This is a genomic window from Flavobacterium piscisymbiosum (assembly GCF_020905295.1).
GTDB lineage: Bacteria > Bacteroidota > Bacteroidia > Flavobacteriales > Flavobacteriaceae > Flavobacterium > Flavobacterium piscisymbiosum.
This window is the reverse complement of record NZ_JAJJMM010000001.1, coordinates 1,472,509-1,491,912: the sequence shown is the minus strand read 5'-3', so window position 1 is coordinate 1,491,912 and position 19,404 is coordinate 1,472,509. Positions and strand designations below refer to the sequence as shown.

Genomic DNA, 19,404 nt, shown 5'->3' with positions numbered 1-19,404 from the left:
TATTTAAATATGTCTGTTTTTAATCGCCTTTTGATTTGTTTCGTTTTAATTTCTGCAAATGCATTTTCTCAAAAAGAACAAAAATCTGCTTTTCAGGTTGTTCCGTTAGGAATAAAAGGTGGTATCGACGAAAAAAATCTTTCGGCTTATTTAGTAGCGCCAACAAATACAAATGATTTTATTGCTTTGGATGCGGGAACTATAAATGCCGGAATCGAAAAGGCCATCGAAAATAAAGTATTTAAAGTTTCTACAAGCGAAGTTTTACGAAAGTACATTAAAGGATATTTTATTTCTCACGCCCATTTAGATCACGTTTCGGGTTTGATTATTAATTCTCCTGCCGATTCTTCAAAAACGGTTTATGCTACTGATAAATGTATGGAGATGATGGAAAAGCATTATTTTAATGATGAAACCTGGGCCAATTTTGGTGATAAAGGTCCCGGAACTCCATTAAAAAAATATCATTTTCAGACTTTAAATATTGGTGAGGAAACTCCAATTACCAATACTACAATGACGGTAAAAGCATTTCCGTTAAGTCATGTGAATCCGTTTGAGAGCACTGCTTTTTTGATTAAAAACGGAGAATCTTATGTGCTTTATTTAGGAGATACGGGACCTGATGCTGTAGAAAAAAGCGATAAACTGAAATCACTTTGGACAGCAATTGCACCTCTTATAAAAAGTAAACAACTTAAAGGGATTTTTATTGAAGTTTCGTTCCCTAATGAACAACCGGATCAATTTTTGTTTGGACATTTAACGCCAAATTATTTAATGAAAGAACTTCACACTTTAGAAGATTTATCAGGAAAAGGAACTTTAAAAGGTTTTAATATTATCGTGACACATTTGAAACCGCCCACTAAAAATATCATCAAACTGAAAGAACAATTGCAAAAGCAAAACGATCTTGGATTGAAGATTATTTATCCGGAACAAGGAAAAAAGTTTGAGTTGTAGTTTTTTTTGCCACAGATTATTAGATTAAAAAGATTTTTCTTGTGTAGACCTTTGTCAAAGTTTAAAACCAAGACTGTAAGGAACTTTTATTGTTTTTTTAGAGGAGCTTCTCGATCAGTTTACAACCAATTAAATTGCCTGAATTCACAAAACTCATTGATAGACAGAGTGTTTTTCTTAGATTTTTAAGGTAAATTTTAGGCATTAAATACTTTTATTTAATGCACTGGAACGCACATATTACAACGAGATTTTCGAATTGAATAGCCTCCAGCTTTAGCTGGAGATTAAAACGGATTACATTAGATTGGAGGCTTTAGCCAAATAAGCTGATCTTTCAGAAATTTGACTAAAGCCTTTTTTTGCTTTCTATTTTGACCTCCAGCTAAAGCTGGAGGCTATTCAATTTACAAATAGAAATCCTAAACAATTGTTTATTAATGTGTTTTCAGATAATAGTATTCAAAAAAAATGAAGTTTTAAAGTTCCTTACACTCTTGGTTTAAAACTTTGACAAAGGTTTTTGAGTACAATCTACAGTTAGGATTTATATAATTCCTTTATTTTTTAACTCAATAAGCATTTCTTCATGAGTAATAAATCTACCTTCTTTAATATCTAATTTTCCTCGTTCTATTTCTGCTTTTAATTCTTCAAGATGAATTTCTTTAATGATATTCTCAACAGAAGCAGTTTCTTTTATTTCATCTGGATTTTTCATTCTAATTATTTTTCTTCATTAAATCTTCTTATGAAAACGATTCTCCTAGCCCCGATAGAAGTGGAAATCCTTTTTCTGGCTTCTTTAGCCAGGAAAAGATTGAAACGGATAGCGGGAAATAGCTCCTAAAAACTAAAATTTCAAAGACTTTTTATTTCTATTGTTAATATTATAATACCTAACAAGTTTAAAAAAACTGTTAGGATATGTTTATTTCTTCGCGACAAATCTAGGATCAGATTCCATTACGGTTCCGCAATTATCACAAGTTCTCAATTCCTCTGAATTATAGAAATGTTCGAAATGCGGCAGGAAGTCCTTTTCGATATTATGCAATTCAAAAAACACTTCGTAGAGTTTATGATTGCAATTGTCGCAATGCCAAAGCAATCCGTCAGTATATCCTTTTCCGGCACGTTTGCGTTCGATTACCAAACCTATAGAACCTGCTGAACGAACTGGAGAATGAGGAATTTTAGCTGGATGAAGATACATGTCTCCGGCATTTAATTCCATTTCCTTACGTTCGCCATCTTCCTGAATTACGACTTTTATGCTTCCTTCGAGTTGATAAAAAAGCTCTTCGGTTTCGTTATAATGGTAGTCTTTACGTGCGTTTGGCCCCGCAACAATCATCACGATATAATCGCCGGAATCTACATAAAGATTTTTATTTCCTACAGGCGGTTTAAGTAAATGACGGTTTTCGTCGATCCATTTGGTAAGATTGAAAGGTTTTGCTATTGACATTTTTAGTGGTACTGGATTTCTATGAAGCTAAGTTAGTAAAAAGTGATCAGTTTACAGTCACAGTTTACAGTTACAATATTCTGAAAGCGGGGACTGTAAACTGAAAACTATTTCATCTCTTTTATCAAATAAATATAAACGGGAAAATGATCGCTAAAACCTACTTCGGTCAAACTATGCCGAAGCGGATATCCTTTGTATTGTCCCGAAGTCGTAATGAGATAGGGTTTGCTAAAAATACCTGCTTTCCAGAATTTAAAGGTCGAAAAATCAGGTTTTATAAGGGATTCTGTAATGATAATCTGGTCGAAAATATCCCATGAATCTCTAAAAGCAATTGTCCCCATGCCTTTATTTGCCAGTTCTTCAAACGGGTTGTAAGTTCCAAATTCAGGAACTTCGCTCTTTTTGGCTTTTGCTCCCAAAGCTATTTTTACACTTCGGTTGAACGGGCCATCGTTTAAATCGCCCATTGTCATGACTTTTGCATTGGGATTTATTTGTTGTAAAGAATCGATAATTTTTCGGTTTAAACTTCCTGCCAATTCCCGAAACGGACTGCTCTTTTTTTCACCACCAGATCTCGATGGCCAGTGATTGACGATAATATGGATCTCCTCGCCTTCGAGAAAACCTGTTACTAAAAGCTGATCTCTTGTAAAAATTCGATTATTGTTGGCTATTTTTACTTCGATTTCATCATCTGGTTCTTCTTTCTTTTCTTCCTTTTCAATTTTATTGTCTTTATAGATATATAAAGGAATATTAGAATAAGAAGTGGGTCTGAAATATTTTTTTTGATAAAGCAACGCAACATCAATTCCGCGTTTGTCGGGAGAATCAAAATGAATAATTCCGTAGTCAAGGTGCTGTAATTTGGGTTGTTTTAGCAGGTCTTCGAGAACGCCGCGGTTTTCTATTTCAGAACCGCCAATTATTGTTGGCGCATTAGGATTTTCAGGAGTTCCTATTTCAGATAAAACTCTGGAAAGATTTTTTAATTTCTGTTCGTATTTTTCTTTGGTCCAATGTTGCGCTCCATCGGGAGTCCATTCGTCATCATGGGTTGTAGGATCATTTATCGTGTCGAAAAGATTTTCGAAATTATAAAATGCCACGGTATGAATGGTATATTTTTTTGATTGTGCATGTGAAACCGAAAGAAAAAACAGCGCAATAAGATATATCTTAGATACAATAATTTTCATCAACTTAATTTTAAAAAGTTCAATTTAAGCAAATTAATTTATCTGTAAGATTTTTCTAATTATTTTATTTTTTAAAATCTCTATATTTGTTTATCATTAATACTGAATTAGCAAAAGAACCATGAACATGAGCCCAAACCAATACTTAAAGAAACACTTTGCCAGTTGTAAATTCATATTTCTTATTTTTGCTTTGCATTCATTCACTTGTCACTCACAACAAAACATGATAACACCACCTTATTTACAAAAAGGAGATACTGTAGCCATTTTAGCAACTGCCAGAAAAAATATCGACGACAACTTAAAACCTACCATAGATTTATTAAAAAGCTGGGGATTAGAAGCTGTTGTGGGAACCTCAATTGGACTTGATTTTAATCAACTTGCCGGAACTGATGAACAACGTGCAGCAGATTTTCAACATCAATTAGACAACCCAAATATTAAAGCAATTTGGTGTGTTCGCGGCGGATATGGAACCGTAAGAATGATTGATCTTTTAGATTTTACAAAATTTAAGCAACACCCAAAATGGGTTATTGGTTTTAGCGACGTAACGGTTTTGCACAATCATTTGAATACTATGGGTTACAAATCGATTCATGGTGTAATGCCGGTAACTATTCCGCGTGCTACTCCGGCTGCCATTAGCTCGATGAAATCGAGTTTGTTTGGCGAACCCTTATCCTATTCTGTAGCTCCGGATAAAATGAACCGTTTTGGTAAAGCAACCGGCGAATTGGTTGGCGGTAACTTATCTATTTTATATAGTTTGTTAGGATCTCCATCGGCTATTGACTGCAAGGACAAAATTTTATTTATCGAAGATCTTGATGAATACTTATATCATATCGATCGAATGATGATCAATTTAAGGCGTAATGGCTGTATTGAAAACCTAAAAGGAATTATCGTTGGCGGAATGACCAAAATGAAAGACAACGAAGTGCCATGGGGTAAAAATGCTGTCGAAATCATAGATGATGTTACTAAAAAATACAATATTCCGGTAATCTTCAATTTTCCTGCCGGACATATTCAGGATAACAGAGCGCTTATAATGGGAAGTACGATTTCGATCGAGGTTAATGAAACCGGAAGTACTGTTACTTTTCAAAAATAATAATTTCTCGTTTTCTTCCAATTAAGAAGAATCCAAATACCACATAAAAATCTCGTAAAGACGCAAAGTCGCAAAGTTTTATTTAATTCTTTGCGACTTTGCGTCTTTGCGTACAAAACAAACTCATAACTACTAACTCAAAACTCATAACATAAAAGTGGCTGAACACAATGAACTTGGAAAAAAAGGCGAAGAACTTGCTGTAGAATTTCTTCGGAAAGAAGGGTATAAAATTTTAGATCGAAATTGGACTTTTCAGAAGGCCGAAATTGATATTATTGCTCAAAAAGAATCTGTTTTGGCCATTGTTGAAGTAAAAACAAGATCGAGTTTAGATTTTGGTGCTCCGCAGGATTTTGTGAAACCGAAAAAGATCCAACTTCTGATAAAAGCAGTAAATGCCTACATAAACGATAGGGAAAAGGATTTTTGTGATGATTTAAACATAAGATTTGACATCGTAGCCATACATAAAAAAGGCGAAACATTTGCAATTGAACATTTTACAGACGCTTTTTATCATTTTTAACATAATTTTTTATTGTTATATTTGTAACAAATTGTTTTTTTATTTATATTTGCAGGAATTTATAACATCCCCTATTAACTAAACCAACACAATTAAGTTACAAAAAAAAAGAAAAAAAACTATGAAAACTGTTTCTTCAATCGTCGAAAATTACATCAAAACAAAACCTTTTTTATTAAATGCGCTATCGCTTGGAATCATCAACCTGACGTCGCTTTCACGGAACATTATGACCGAACTGGAAAGTGAATTTGGCAAAGAGGTGAAACAAGGTGCTGTTGTAATGTCGCTGAAACGACTCACGGAAGAATTAGATTTTAAACTGAACCATAAAATCAATAAAGTAATCAAGAATATTGGTGAAATCACGGTTCGTTCTGAATTGACAGATTACACTTTTGCAGCTTCTGAAACTGTTTTAAACAAACAAGCTGATTTAATTTCTGATATTAATGCTTTATCTGATATATTTTATACCTCATCTCGTGGCGTAAATGAAACTAATATTGTGGTTAGCAGCAGTGTAAATCATTTGGTTGAAAAGCATTTTATGCGCGAAAAACTAATTCAGAAATTAGATAATCTGGCTTCTATTACTGTAAAATTACCAAAAGAAAACATCGTAGTTCCGGGTATTTATTATTTCATTTTTCAACGTTTGGCCTGGGAAGGAATTATCATCAATGAGGTAATTTCTACTTCAAATGAATTCACTATATTAGTGGGAGAAGATCAGGTTGATGTTGCTTTTAAGGTAATTAAAGACCTAAAAAACTAATAAATTTTTTAAATCACAAAATCATTACGATTCGTTATACTATCCTTTTATCTTTCTTTCCCAGAAAGATAAAAGGATTTTTTTTGCCCTTTAATTATCAAATCATCATTCTTCGTGGTCACAAATAAGAATATTCGCAATAAATATTTATCGGAATAATTAATTTTTAAAATATAAGTCAAAAACATATTTAACTGATAAAAAGCGCGTTACCATTGACTTTACTGGTATTCAGCATAAAATTTATTAAAAAATACAGAATTAAGTTTTTTTTTAATAAAATTTGTTGCGAATAATATTTTTATATATTTGCTAACCCATCAGCAAATTAGAGTATCAATTTTGATAGTATCATAATATAATTAGATTTAAATAAGGACTAATTAAATTAATGTTAGAAGCGAAGAACCATAGCGACAAATTATTGGTGAGTGAGCTCAGAAATGGCAACGAAAAAGCATTTCGTCAACTTTTTGATTTATACCATCAGGATATTTATGGTTACAGCATTAGTTTATTAAAATCAAAAGAAGCTGCAGAAGAAAATGTTCAGGATGTTTTTATGAAAGTTTGGCAACATCGCGAAAACTTAAATCCGGAACAATCTTTTAAAGCTTACATTTTTACAATTGCCAGAAATCAGGCATTTAATTCTTTGAATAAAGCAGCAAATGATGCATTACTAAAGGAAGCCATTTTTTACGAAAGCCAGAAATCTCATGATTATGGCGATTATTCGATTCGTGAAGCCGATTGCAAGAAGTTACGAAAAGAAGCCATGGGGCAATTGCCACCAAAACGAAAGAAAATTTTTAAGATGTCAAGGAAAAAAGGAATGACTTACGAAGAAATCAGTCAGGAACTCGGCATCTCTATCAATACAGTCAGGAACCAAATGAGCAAAGCATTAGAATCGATGCGGGTCTTTTTTCAGGTTCATGACGAAATTATCTAAACCAAAAAACCACATTTAACCATTAAAATCACTCTTTCCGGGTGATTTTTTTTTTTGGTTTAACCGCAAAGATTTAGGCAATGTTGTCATCCTGACGCAGGAAGGATCACACGAGAAACTCCGCAAACAAAATCGCCAATCTTTGTCGAGCTACAAGTGTGATCCTTCCTGCGTCAGGATGACAAAACGGGTCGCTTCTCTAAAAATTTAAAAATATTTTTCATTAAATAACCTCAACAAAATCACTGGCTCACAAGTTTTTTCTTTCTATCAACATGTTAAAATTGAAAAATTTACAACGTTTGAGTAGTACTCAACTTCCTTTCAACTGTATTATATAAAACCCGGACCTAAAATCAATTCGTAATGAATTCAAATTCTGAAATAAAAAGCCTTTTACAAAAGTTTGTTTTGAACCAATGTACACCCGAAGAGACAAACGAGGTAATTGCCTACTACAAAAAAAACAAGCTAACGGATGATTTTCCTTCTGTAGAAGATATTCAAAATCTTCTTGGCGAAATGCCTAAAATGGATCAACAAACGGCTGATTCTATTTTTGCTTCTATTTTAGCAAACACAAAAGAAGAGGAGACTGTGATAGAAATCAGTCCTAAGAAATCAAACTTCAGAAAATATATTGCAATCGCCGCTTCGGTTGTTGTTTTATTAGGAATTGGTTTTGCTTATCAAAAAAATGCTTTTAAAACTCAAACCGAACAAAAATTCGATTTTAAAAGCACAGATATCGTATTGCAACTAGAAAATGGAAATACGCAAATTATATCTGAAAACAATAAAGTTGAAGTTAGAGATGCAGATGGAAACATAGTAGGAAATCAGGATGGAGACAAAATTGTTTACGACAATAATTCTGATTTAGAGAAAATAACCTACAACACGATTAAGATTCCGTATGGCAAAAAATTCCGATTACAATTGTCTGACGGAACAATGGTGCATTTAAATGCCGGAACAACTCTAAAATATCCAGTGAAATTTATTGCCGGCGAAAACAGACAGGTTTTTCTGGATGGAGAAGCTTTTTTTGATGTTGCCAAAGATAAAAAACATCCTTTTATAGTAAATGCCGATGCTTTGAATATTCGTGTATTAGGAACTCATTTTAATGTTTCTAATTATCCTGAAGATGCTGCCACAGATGTTGTTTTAGTCGAAGGTTCTGTTGGAATGTACCGCTCAAACGAAGAATTTGATGCTACTACAAACACTATTTTAAAGCCAGGATTTAGAGGAAGCTTTAATAGAGAAAATGCCCAGATTTCTACCAAACCAGTTATTACAGATATTTATACTTCATGGATCAATGGCAGTTTGACGTTTAGAAATATGACTTTCAAAAATATCATTACAAAACTGGAAAGACGCTATAATGTTACGATTGTAAACAAAAACGAAAAACTGGCTAACGAAAAATTCAACGCGAGTTTTAGCGATGAATCGATAGAAAAAGTAATGAGTTATTTCAATGACATTCACGGCATCAATTACACCATAAAAAACAATCAAATACTAATTAAATAACCACTAAAACCAATGAAAAAATATGAGAGAATAAAAGTACAGGAATAAAAAAATCGGAAAGAGCTGCGAACAATTTCCGATTAACTAAGTGATTGAATATAACGAATTAACTACAATCAATTAACAAAATTATGAAAAAAAAATCAAAGAATGTTGGGTTTAAATACCCAATGTTCCAATATGACCTAAAATTGAAACTAACTACACTACTTATTTTGGTCGCCATGTTTAATATTAGAGGGAATACTTATGCCCAAAAAACAAAAGTAACCCTTGAATTAAACAATTCAACAATCGAGAAGGTTATTGAGACCATAGAACAAAAAACAGATTTCAGGTTTATTTACAAACTGAATGACATCGACTTAGACCGGACGATTTCTATTTCTGTAAAAGACCAACCGATAAATGTTGTTTTAGATAAACTTTTTAAAGGAACTCCAACAGAATTTAAAATTCGGGATACTCAGATTATCTTAAAAAAACCGGAACTAAAAACACAAAACATTCTCTATCAAAAACAAACTGTATCCGGAATTATTACGGACGAAAATGGTTTGCCTTTACCCGGAGCTTCGGTTAATGAAGAAGGAACCAAAAATGGTATGGTAACTGATTTTGACGGAAAATATAAACTTACTGTAGAAAGTCCATCTTCTGTAATCATTGTATCCTTTGTAGGTTATAAAGAGAAAAAAGTAGTTGCCAGTCAAAGTGTAATCAACATCCAGCTTATGCCAGATGCTACAGACTTGCAGGAAATAGTGGTTGTAGGTTACGGCACAACCGTTAAAAAAGATATTACCGGAGCTGTTTCTTCAATTGCTTCAAAAGACATGAATCAAGGCGCTATTGTAAACCCATTACAATTAATTTCGGGTAAAGCTGCAGGTGTCAATATTACTCAAATTGGTAACGAACCGGGTTCAGGACCTAGCGTTCGTATTAGAGGAATTGGCTCTTTGATTGGAGGAAATGATCCTCTAGTAGTCGTAGACGGAATTCAGGGAAATCTGGATTTGTTAAATCAGGTTCCACCAAGCGAAATAGAAAGTATCGATGTTCTTAAAGATGCTTCAGCAACTGCTGTTTATGGTTCAAGAGGAGCACCCGGAGTAATTATCGTAACCACCAAAAAAAATAAGGCAGGAAGAACAACATTGGAGTATACCGGATCTACTTCTTTAGATTTTATTCCAAAAAAACTGAATATGCTGAGTGCTGACCAATGGTGGCAAACTGCTCAGACTGTTGGCGTTCCGGCATCTGCAAACCATGCTTCAGATACTGATTGGTATGGTCTTTTGACTCAAACCGGTGTAACACAAACACACAGTTTAGCATTTGGCGGAGGAACAGATAAATTTAGCTATAGAGCCTCTATAACAGCTATTTTACAAGACGGAGTAGTAATAAACACGGGGAATAAAAAATATATTGGCCGTGTTCAGGCAACACAAACAGCTCTTGATGATAAATTAAAATTGTCATTTAATTTAACTAACGGAATTAACAATACAGATAGCAGCATTGGGAATATTGGAACAGCTGCTTATATGTCAAATTTGATAACAAATGCTTATTTAATGCGACCAACAGATCCTGTTTTTAATCCTGATGGAAGTTATTTTACAGATCCAAATGTGTTTCAATACCTGAATCCTTATGCAGCTGCGCAAACAGTTACTAATGAAAGACAAGAAGACAATTTATTTGGAAGCCTGAAGGCTGATCTGGATTTAGCTAAAGGCTTAACCTTTGGCTGGTTTGGCAGCTGGAGAAAAACAAACAGTTCTGTTGGATATTTCCTTCCGGTAGAATCGACAAATGCCTATGCAGTTAGTCAAAATGGATATGCTAACATTAAAAATGAAAAGCAAAACGAAAGATTGATGAATGCAAGTCTTACTTACAAGAGAACATTTGGCATTCACAGCATAAATGCATTGGCTTTATACGAATGGCAAAACCAAGCTTATCAGGGTAATTATACTCAGGCAAAAGGTTTTATAAGTGATAAAACTACTTACAATGCATTGCAGTTGGGTGATTTATCTAAAGTTACGTCTGGAGATATAGAATCATATAAAAATGACAGAACATTAGTATCCTTTTTAGGACGTGTAAATTATTCATTACTGAATCGTTATTTATTTACCGGAAGTTTTAGACGAGATGGTTCATCTGTATTTGGTGTAAATAACAAATGGGGAGATTTCCCGTCTGCATCTGTAGCGTGGCAAATAAACAAAGAGTCCTTTATGGGAACCCAAAATTTATTTAATGAACTTAAATTACGTGTTGGATACGGTGTTACAGGTAACCAACAAGGTCTTTACCCTCAAAACTCTCTTTCATTAGTAGGCAGACAGGGATCAGCTTATTTTGGAGGTTCCTTAATTACTAATTTCGGTATTAGTCAAAATGCGAATGCTGATTTACAATGGGAAACCAAAAAACAAACCAACATTGGTCTTGACTTCGCTCTTTTAGACAATAGATTAAGAGGAACTGTAGATGTTTATGATGCTACAACAGATAATTTATTACTTGATTACACAGTACCACAACCACCTTATGCTTATAATACCATCAAAGCAAATGTTGGGAGTATCTCCAATAAAGGTTTAGAGGTGTCTTTGGCATATGATCTTATCAAAACCGAAAACAGTACACTTACATTAGGCGGTAACGTTTCGTTTATGAAAAATAAAGTACTTAATTTAAGCGGAAGTATTAATGGCGTTCCTTTAAATACAGATTATGTGGGATGGGGAGCTCCAAACTCTTTCCTTGTTGAAGGAAAACCTGTGGGTGCATTTTATCCTCTGCAACACACAGGCGTAAATTCTAATGGAGTAGAAACTGTATTAGATCGTAACGGAGATGGCGCTATTGATCAGGGTGTTACAAGCGCCGATCGTTATTATGCAGGAACTGCGTTACCAACTTATACGTTTGCTTTCAACCCAACCTACAGATACAAAAATTTTGATGTTTCTATGTTATGGAGAGGTTCAGGAGGAAATAAAGTTTACAATCAGCTTAATCAAACCCTAAGCATGCTTGAAAATACAGGTAAATCAAATCTTTTACAAAGCGGTGTTGATAAAGGCATTCGTACTTCACCATACGCATCAGACATATGGTTAGAAGACGGCTCATTTATACGATTAGAGAATGTTACAGCAGGTTACAGTTTCCGTTTTACAGATAAATATGTTGATTCGATACGACTTTCACTTACTGGAAATAACTTATTACTAATTACGGATTATACAGGTATTGATCCGGAATTAAATATTAGCGGAAGCGGAAGATCTGAAGACAATTTTGGAGGTGATAAAGGAATTTATCCTCGTACCAGAAGTATTGCATTTGGTTTAAGTGTAAAATTTAAATAGTAAAAGAAATGAAAATTAAAAATATATTGTTGGCAGGTGTCTCTTTACTTGCCTTATTTAGCTGTACTGACGTAGATGAAAATGTATACGACAAATATGCCGCAGATGACTTTTACTCCACTCCTGAAGGGGCTAATAGCGCTTTAGCAGGTATTTATGCGCAGATTCCGGGAGAATTTACAAGAGATGGAGCTACCGGTGTTGGTTATGCAGGTGCAGATAACGGCTGGTATGATATGAACTGTATGGCATCTGATGAACAAGTTATCCCACACAGAACAGATGGTAACTGGCAGGAAGATTATGCCCGTTTGCATAAACACACATGGTTACCAACCGAAGGTATTATAAACAATACCTGGAATTGGTTGTACAAAGGTATTTTCAATGCCAATTTAGCTGTAGGATTATTAGAAAAATCAAATGCAGAAGCAGCAAAAATTGCAGAAGCTAAAGTATTGCGTGCTTTTTTCTATTATTTATTAATAGATGATTTTGGAGATGTTCCTTTTTATACAGACAACAATGTTACTGTAGATAAAATTCCGCAAGCCAGCCGTAAAGAAGTATATAACTTTATTGTAAAAGAACTTACTGAAAATGTAGAATTACTTTATGGTACAAAAGGAGGTGATTTTTATGGCCGTTTCAACAAATGGGCAGGATATACCTTATTGGCGAAAGTGTATCTTAATGCAGAGGTTTACACTGGTGAAGCAAAATGGAGTGAGTGTTTAGCAGCTTGTAATAAAGTAAGTGATGGTGGATTTTCATTACACTCTGGCGAAGCAAGTGCCTCTAGCCCACTTGGAAATAAATACTATGAGTTATTTGGGGATGTATCGCCACAGGATGAAACTATTTTATCCATTTTTGCTACTATTGATATTTTATCACGTAATGTTTATGCGGTTAGAAGTCTATCCGGACCAAACGCAAAAGCTTTATTTGGATATGACGGTTGGAACGGTACTATTGTTCCCAAAGAATTTTACCTGAAATATGCTGATAATGATATTCGTAAAAAACAGTTTTTGGTAGGCGAACAACCAGGTGGCGTTAATTATACATTAGATGTTCCGTCTTTAGATAATCCTGGAGCACCTCCACAAGCTGGTGTTCGTAATATTAAATTTTATCCGGCCGGATCAAATACAGGAGGCGGAGCTTCAAATGATTTTCCAATTTACAGATATGCCGATGTGATTTTAATGATGGCAGAATGTAATGTTCGTTTAGGAAATACAGGAGCTGCAAAACCTTTTATAGACCAAATTCGAGTACGTGCGGGATTAGATCCATTAAACGCAAATCCAACTCTTGATGATGTGTACAACGAAAGAGGTTTTGAGCTAAACTGGGAAGGACACAGAAGACAGGATATGATTCGTTTTAACAAATTTTTACTGCCAAACCAATTCAGAGGTGAATCTCCGGCTTTCAGAAAATTATTCCCTATTCCAACATCTGCCTTAAATGCTAACAGAGGGTTAAAACAAAATCCAGGCTATCCGGGATAATAAAAAATAAACTATTATGAAAAAATATATAAATAAATTATTTGTATTGGGTACCCTGCTTTTTTTAGGTGCCTCCTGTGAAAGTGATGCAGAATTAACGACCTTAAAAACGGTACCTTTTCCAAGTAACATTGAAGCTTCTTCTACCACATTGGTTCTAAATGAAGAGACAGAAGATCAATCTGTAGAATTAATTTCATGGCCTGCTGTCGCATTTCCTGTTGGTACGCCTGTTACTTATGCATTGCAAATTGATATAATTCCTGACATTACCGGACCAAAGGCGTGGTTAAAATCGAAACGAATAGAAGCTGGTGAAGATGTTTTAAGCAAAGCTTTAATAGGGAGAGACTTAAACAAAATTGCTATAGACTTAGGCCTTTTGCCTAATGTTGCGGGAAAATTAGTGGTTCGTATAGAAGCCAGTGTAGATCATAAAGTGTACTCAGATTACATCACATTAACGGTTACTCCTTATGAAAAAAGTGTCGTTTTTGGTGAAATTTACATGCCAGGATTTTATCAGGGAGAATTTAATGTAGGAACTGCTGCGGCTTTAACCGCTATTTCAAAAGGTGTTTATCAGGGGTATGTTACACTTCCTGCTGGTAATGGTACTGATTTTAAATTGAATACTGCCAGAAACTGGGATCAATATTATGGTGCAGGAAATAGCAATAATGATTTAAAAAACGGAAGCGAACCCAATTTTCATTTGCCTGGAGCAGGATCATACCAGATCAAAGTAAATTTAAATACTCTAAAATGGACTTCTACTCCGTATGCTTGGGGAATTGCAGGAGATGCAACACATGCACCAACACCTGAAGATAAAGATTATGGATGGAATAACGCTATTCCGATGTCATATGACCATCAAACCAAAACATGGAAAATTACTGCCAATTTATTACCCGGAAGTGTAAAGTTCAAATTAAATAATAATTGGTCAGTTAATTACGGACCTGCAGATTCATCTACAAATACCGTAAATCTTGACAATGGAGGTGCTTATGGTATTAGTGAAGCAGGAACTTATGAAATCACTTTTAAAATTGATGAAGTTGATCCTGTCTCAAACGGTTATCCGGCAACTGCAACGTGTACAATAGTTAAAAAATAATCTATATCAGTATTTAAAATTACAGTTTAGATTAGTTTGAGTTGATACCTGCCTTTTTTGAGCGAAAGGCAGGCTATCTTAAAATTTTAGAGGTTACTATCTCAAAACAAACTCTGGACGTATTAAAAAATTAAAATTATGAAATCAAATATAAACATCGTTTATGCACTACTGCTTACGTTAGCGTTTGTTTCCTGTAGTTCATCTGATAACGATTCAGATTCAAATACACCTCCTCCTTATCCGCAATACGGCGCCTCATTCTATAAAATGCCTAATAAAGAAGATGCCATTATTTATCAGGTAAATATCCGTTCTTTCAGTCAGGCCGGAACATTAAAAGGTGTTCAGGACAGGCTAACTCAGATTCAGGAATTGGGTGTAAATGTTATTTATTTAATGCCGGTTTTTCCGGTTGGAAAAGAAAAAGTTGCGGCAGGACTCGGTTCTCCTTATGCTGTAAAAGACTACAAAGCAATAAATCCGGATTTTGGAACTTTACAAGATCTTCAGGTGCTGGTTGAAGAAGCACATAAAAAAAATATGGCTGTTATTTTAGACTGGGTTGCCAATCATACTGCATGGGACAATGCCTGGATTACCCAACATCCTGATTGGTATCAAAAAGATGCTAACGGAAAAATCATTATTCCTCCGGGAACCAATTACAATGATGTTGCCCAATTGGATTTTACCAATAGAGAAATGAAAAATGCTATGATTGATGCTATGGAATACTGGGTTTACACTGCTAATATTGATGGTTTCAGATGCGATTATGCTGATTTTATCCCACAGGATTTTTGGACTGAAGCCGTTTCAAAACTAAGAAACATTAAAAAAAGTCAGAAAATATTAATGTTGGCAGAGGGTACAAAAGTGAATCTATTTAGATCTGGTTTTGATTATACTTTTGGATTTAATTTTTTCAGCGCTTTAGAAAAAGTATTTAAAGAAAATTTATCTGCAAGTACCATACAAAATGCAAATGCTGCAGAATATTCGGCAAATTACAATGAAGATTATAGAATCGTAAGATATACCAGCAATCATGATGTCAACTTTGCCGAAGGAACTCCAATTGAGCTTTTCGGTGGTAAAAAAGGATCTGTAGCGACATTTGTTGTTGCCGCTTACATGAAATCTGTTCCAATGATTTATAACGGACAGGAAATTGGATATGCACAAAGAATAAATTATTTCGAAAAAACTCCAATTGACTGGTCAACTGCAGATCCGGAAATGCTGGCTCAATACAAGAAAATAATTGCTTTCAGAAACTCTAGTACTGCTATCAAAAAAGGAACTTATACCGGATACAGCAGCGATGCTGTAAGTGCTTTTACAATGGTAAAAGATGCTGAAAAAGTTTTAGTGCTTTCGAACTTAACTAATAATGATGCAAAATATCTTGTTGCAAATTCATTAAAAGGCACATGGAAAGATGCTTTTACAGGAAATGCAGTAACTCTTGGCAGTGAAATTACATTAGCGCCATACCAATATTTAGTATTAAAAAACTAATACCTACGCAACTTTAAAATTAAATTAGATTTGCAAAAAATTAAATAACATGAATTTTCAATCCCAAAAATCCTTTTTCCAAATTCGTTTGGGCAAAAAAATCGCGCTGTTACTTTTTGTCTGTGCCAACTCATTATGGCTTCAGGCGCAGGAAATAACTTCGCCCAACAAAAATCTTTCTTTAAAATTTGAATTAAAAGAAGGCGGAATTCCGTCTTATCAATTATCATACAAGCAAAAAGCAGTTATAAAACCAAGTTCTTTGGGTTTAGAATTAAAAGATCTGCCTTCATTTATGGATGGTTTTACCATTACAAATACGGCACAATCTTCTGTAGATGAAAATTGGAATCCTGTTTTAGGCGAAGAAAAAACAATTCGTAACAATTACAACGAATTGGTTGTCACTTTGGCTCAAGCCAAAAATAACAACAGATACATTCGCATACGTTTCCGTTTATTCAACGACGGATTGGGTTTTAGATATGAATTTCCAAAGCAAAATGATCTGAATTATTTTGTAATAAAAGAAGAACGTTCTGAATTTAATCTGGCAGGAAATCATAAAATCTTCTGGATTCCGGGAGATTATGATACTAATGAATATGCGTATACGACTTCGAAGATTTCTGAAATTCCTTCGCTGATAAAAAAAGCTACTATCGAAATCAATTCGCAATGGCCTATCAAGGAATTATCGGTACAAACTCCTTCGATGATGAAATCTGATGACGGTTTGTACATCAACATTCACGAAGCTGGTTTGATCAATTATCCGGCAATGTATCTTGAAGTTGATGCTGTAAACAATAAAATGAAAAGTCATTTGGCACCTGATGCCGTTGGAGCAAAAGGTTATATGCAAACTGATGCACAATCGCCGTGGAGAACCATTGTGGTAAGCGATAAAGCAACTGAGATTTTAGCTTCAAAATTAATTCTGAACCTCAATGAACCAACAAGTTACAAAGATGTTTCGTGGATAAAACCGGTAAAATACATCGGGATTTGGTGGGAATATTTTGTTGCCGGAAAAAGTACCTGGGCTTTTGGAAAAGAAAACAACGTAAAACTAACGGATGATTTTACCAAACTTACGCCAAACGGAAAACACGGAGCTACAACAGAACGCGCAAAAGAATACATTGATTTTGCTTCTAAAAATGGTTTCGATGCAATTCTTATTGAAGGATGGAATATTGGTTGGGAAGACTGGATTGGAAACTGGAAAGAAGAAGTTTTTGATTACGTAACTGCATATCCTGATTTTGATGTAAAAGCGGTTCATGCTTATGCCGCTTCAAAAGGGGTAAAAATCATCATGCACCACGAAACTTCAGGATCAGCAACCAATTATGAGCGTCGTTTAGACCGTGCTTTTCAGTTTATGAATGACAACGGTTATGATGCTGTAAAAACAGGTTATGTAGGGAAAATTATTCCGCGTGGCGAACATCATGACGGACAATGGATGGTGAATCATTACATCAATGTAGCCAAACGTGCTGCCGATTATAAAATTATGATCGACAGTCACGAAGCCGTTCGCCCAACAGGTTTACACCGAACTTTCCCGAACTGGGTTGCTCAGGAATCTGCTCGCGGAACAGAGTTTGAATCTATGGGAGGTTTAGCGCCTGATCATACCACGATTTTACCATTTACAAGATTAATGGGTGGACCAATGGATTATACTCCGGGGATTTTCCAGACCGATCTTTCGTATTACGGAACCGGAAGTTCTCAGCGTGTCAACACAACTTTGGTAAAACAATTGGCGTATTATGTTACGATGTATAGTCCGTTGCAAATGGCGGCTGATATTCCGGGTAATTATGAGCGTTTTCCAGATGCTTTTCAATTCATCAAAGATGTTGCTGCAGATTGGGATAACAGTTATATTCTCGAAGCTGAACCGGGAGATTATATCACGATTGCCCGTAAAGCAAAAGGCAAAAACGAATGGTTTATTGGCGGAATTACCGATGAAAACGCAAGAACGGCAAACATTACTTTTGATTATTTACCTGCCGGAAAAAACTTCATTGCTACTATTTATGCTGATGCAAAAGAAGCGAATTGGAACGTAAATCCACAAAAATATACCGTGACTAAAGTTGTAGTAAATTCTAAAACAATTCTAAAACAGTATTTAGCTCCGGGTGGTGGCGTTGCCATTAGCATTAAGGAAGGAAATGCATCAGAATTAAAAGGATTGAAAAAGATATAGTTTTTTCGCCACGAATTTCACGAATTAGCACGAATTAATATTTTTTAAAAAGTAAATGCCGGATGAAAATTTCATCCGGCATTTTATTTTGAAATAAGTTTTTTGCCACAGATTAAAGGATTAAAATGATTTTTCTAATCTGTGAAAATCTATTAATCTGTGGCAAACTTTATTTTTAAATTTTACCTCGTTTTTCTAAACCTGCAATAAAATCCTGTGCAAATTCTGCAGGATGTAATGCATATCCTAAATGTCCTCCCGGAACAGATAAAACTTCGGTTCCAAATTGTTTTGCCAGGTTTGTAACTGGCCAAGCCGGCATTGTATTTACCGAATCTCTTCCTACGCAAAAAAGGATTTTATCTTTGTTTTCTTCTAATTTATTGGTGTCAAAATCAGTCGATGGATATTGTCTCACTTCATATTTAAACCAATAAGTTGTATTTGGCGTTTCCGGTCCATTTCCTGCCTTCATGAATTCTCCGTCTTTTGTATTGGGAATCAATTCATTTACAAATTTTTCTTTTGCAGGCCCCTGACCTTCTTTAGTATAAATATCATAAATTTCCTGAACCGCAACTTTCCATTTTTCACCATCCGGAAGATATTTTAAAGCGGTTGGCTCATGCGGAATCAATGCTTTTATCAAGTCTGAATGCAGGCACATTAACTGTAATGAAACCAAAGCTCCTGAACTGCTTGCAAATACATAAGCTGGTTCGCTTGTTAAGTGTTTTATTAAACTTGCTGCATCATTGGCATCTGTATCGATACGATGACTGTAATCTTGTTCTCCTGTAAGTTTAGATCCCGAAAATCCTCTACGATCATAAGTTACTACAGTAAAAGTATTTGATAATATTTCGCGAATTGGCGTAAAGATAAAATGATCTCCATTTGCTCCCGGAATCATTAATAAAACTGGTCCTTCGCCTTTTGTTTCATAATACAATTCTGCTCCTGAAAGTTTTAATATTCCTGTTGTAACACCTTCTATTGGTTGTTTAGTATTTTCCATTTTT

The 19,404-nt window shown here is 34.7% G+C and carries 15 protein-coding genes; 11 read left to right on the top strand and 4 right to left on the bottom strand.

The window, feature by feature from the left end:
• The first annotated feature begins 9 nt into the window (after positions 1–9).
• Positions 10–969: an MBL fold metallo-hydrolase gene (locus LNP81_RS06730; RefSeq protein WP_230034443.1), complete on the top strand. Its 960-nt coding sequence runs from the start codon at positions 10–12 to the stop codon at positions 967–969.
• Between the two features lie 547 nt (positions 970–1,516).
• Here the strand turns inward: LNP81_RS06730 and LNP81_RS06725 are convergent.
• The 3 genes from LNP81_RS06725 to LNP81_RS06715 all read right to left on the bottom strand — a co-directional run bounded on the left by LNP81_RS06725 (position 1,517) and on the right by LNP81_RS06715 (position 3,648).
• On the bottom strand, positions 1,517–1,690 hold the full coding sequence (locus tag LNP81_RS06725) for a hypothetical protein (protein ID WP_230034442.1): 174 nt from the start codon (positions 1,688–1,690) through the stop codon (positions 1,517–1,519).
• 210 nt (positions 1,691–1,900) lie between these two features.
• Positions 1,901–2,440 (bottom strand): 3-hydroxyanthranilate 3,4-dioxygenase, encoded by a 540-nt coding sequence (locus LNP81_RS06720; RefSeq protein ID WP_230034440.1) that lies wholly within the window; start codon positions 2,438–2,440, stop codon positions 1,901–1,903.
• Positions 2,441–2,547: 107 nt separating this feature from the next.
• A complete protein-coding gene (locus tag LNP81_RS06715) occupies positions 2,548–3,648 on the bottom strand; it encodes an endonuclease/exonuclease/phosphatase family protein (RefSeq protein WP_230034437.1) in 1,101 nt (366 codons plus the stop codon).
• Between the two features lie 226 nt (positions 3,649–3,874).
• Between LNP81_RS06715 and LNP81_RS06710 the strand changes: the two genes are divergently transcribed.
• The 10 genes from LNP81_RS06710 to LNP81_RS06665 all read left to right on the top strand — a co-directional run bounded on the left by LNP81_RS06710 (position 3,875) and on the right by LNP81_RS06665 (position 18,382).
• On the top strand, positions 3,875–4,774 hold the full coding sequence (locus LNP81_RS06710) for a S66 peptidase family protein (RefSeq protein WP_230034435.1): 900 nt from the start codon (positions 3,875–3,877) through the stop codon (positions 4,772–4,774).
• A 157-nt stretch (positions 4,775–4,931) separates the two neighbouring features.
• Positions 4,932–5,303 carry a YraN family protein gene (locus LNP81_RS06705; RefSeq protein ID WP_230034433.1) on the top strand — a complete coding sequence of 124 codons (372 nt, stop codon included), beginning with the start codon at positions 4,932–4,934 and terminating at the stop codon, positions 5,301–5,303.
• 121 nt (positions 5,304–5,424) lie between these two features.
• Positions 5,425–6,081 (top strand): hypothetical protein, encoded by a 657-nt coding sequence (locus LNP81_RS06700; protein WP_008466087.1) that lies wholly within the window; start codon positions 5,425–5,427, stop codon positions 6,079–6,081.
• A 391-nt stretch (positions 6,082–6,472) separates the two neighbouring features.
• Positions 6,473–7,036, top strand: coding sequence for an RNA polymerase sigma factor (locus LNP81_RS06695; protein ID WP_072964774.1), 564 nt, complete (start codon positions 6,473–6,475; stop codon positions 7,034–7,036).
• Between the two features lie 366 nt (positions 7,037–7,402).
• Positions 7,403–8,581 (top strand): FecR family protein, encoded by a 1,179-nt coding sequence (locus LNP81_RS06690; RefSeq protein WP_230034431.1) that lies wholly within the window; start codon positions 7,403–7,405, stop codon positions 8,579–8,581.
• 131 nt (positions 8,582–8,712) lie between these two features.
• Positions 8,713–11,985, top strand: coding sequence for a TonB-dependent receptor (locus LNP81_RS06685; RefSeq protein ID WP_230034429.1), 3,273 nt, complete (start codon positions 8,713–8,715; stop codon positions 11,983–11,985).
• Between the two features lie 8 nt (positions 11,986–11,993).
• Complete coding sequence (locus tag LNP81_RS06680; RefSeq protein WP_230034427.1) at positions 11,994–13,505, top strand: RagB/SusD family nutrient uptake outer membrane protein; 1,512 nt, start codon at positions 11,994–11,996, stop codon at positions 13,503–13,505.
• 16 nt (positions 13,506–13,521) lie between these two features.
• The gene (locus LNP81_RS06675; protein WP_230034425.1) at positions 13,522–14,628 is read left to right on the top strand and encodes a SusE domain-containing protein; all 1,107 of its coding nucleotides are present in this window, start codon (positions 13,522–13,524) and stop codon (positions 14,626–14,628) included.
• 138 nt (positions 14,629–14,766) lie between these two features.
• Positions 14,767–16,152 (top strand): alpha-amylase family glycosyl hydrolase, encoded by a 1,386-nt coding sequence (locus LNP81_RS06670; RefSeq protein ID WP_230034422.1) that lies wholly within the window; start codon positions 14,767–14,769, stop codon positions 16,150–16,152.
• A gap of 49 nt (positions 16,153–16,201) precedes the next feature.
• Complete coding sequence (locus tag LNP81_RS06665; protein ID WP_230034420.1) at positions 16,202–18,382, top strand: glycoside hydrolase family 97 protein; 2,181 nt, start codon at positions 16,202–16,204, stop codon at positions 18,380–18,382.
• Positions 18,383–18,557: 175 nt separating this feature from the next.
• Here LNP81_RS06665 and LNP81_RS06660 read toward each other — a convergent pair whose 3' ends face one another.
• Positions 18,558–19,400 (bottom strand): alpha/beta hydrolase, encoded by an 843-nt coding sequence (locus tag LNP81_RS06660; RefSeq protein WP_230034418.1) that lies wholly within the window; start codon positions 19,398–19,400, stop codon positions 18,558–18,560.
• Between the last annotated feature and the right edge of the window lie 4 nt (positions 19,401–19,404).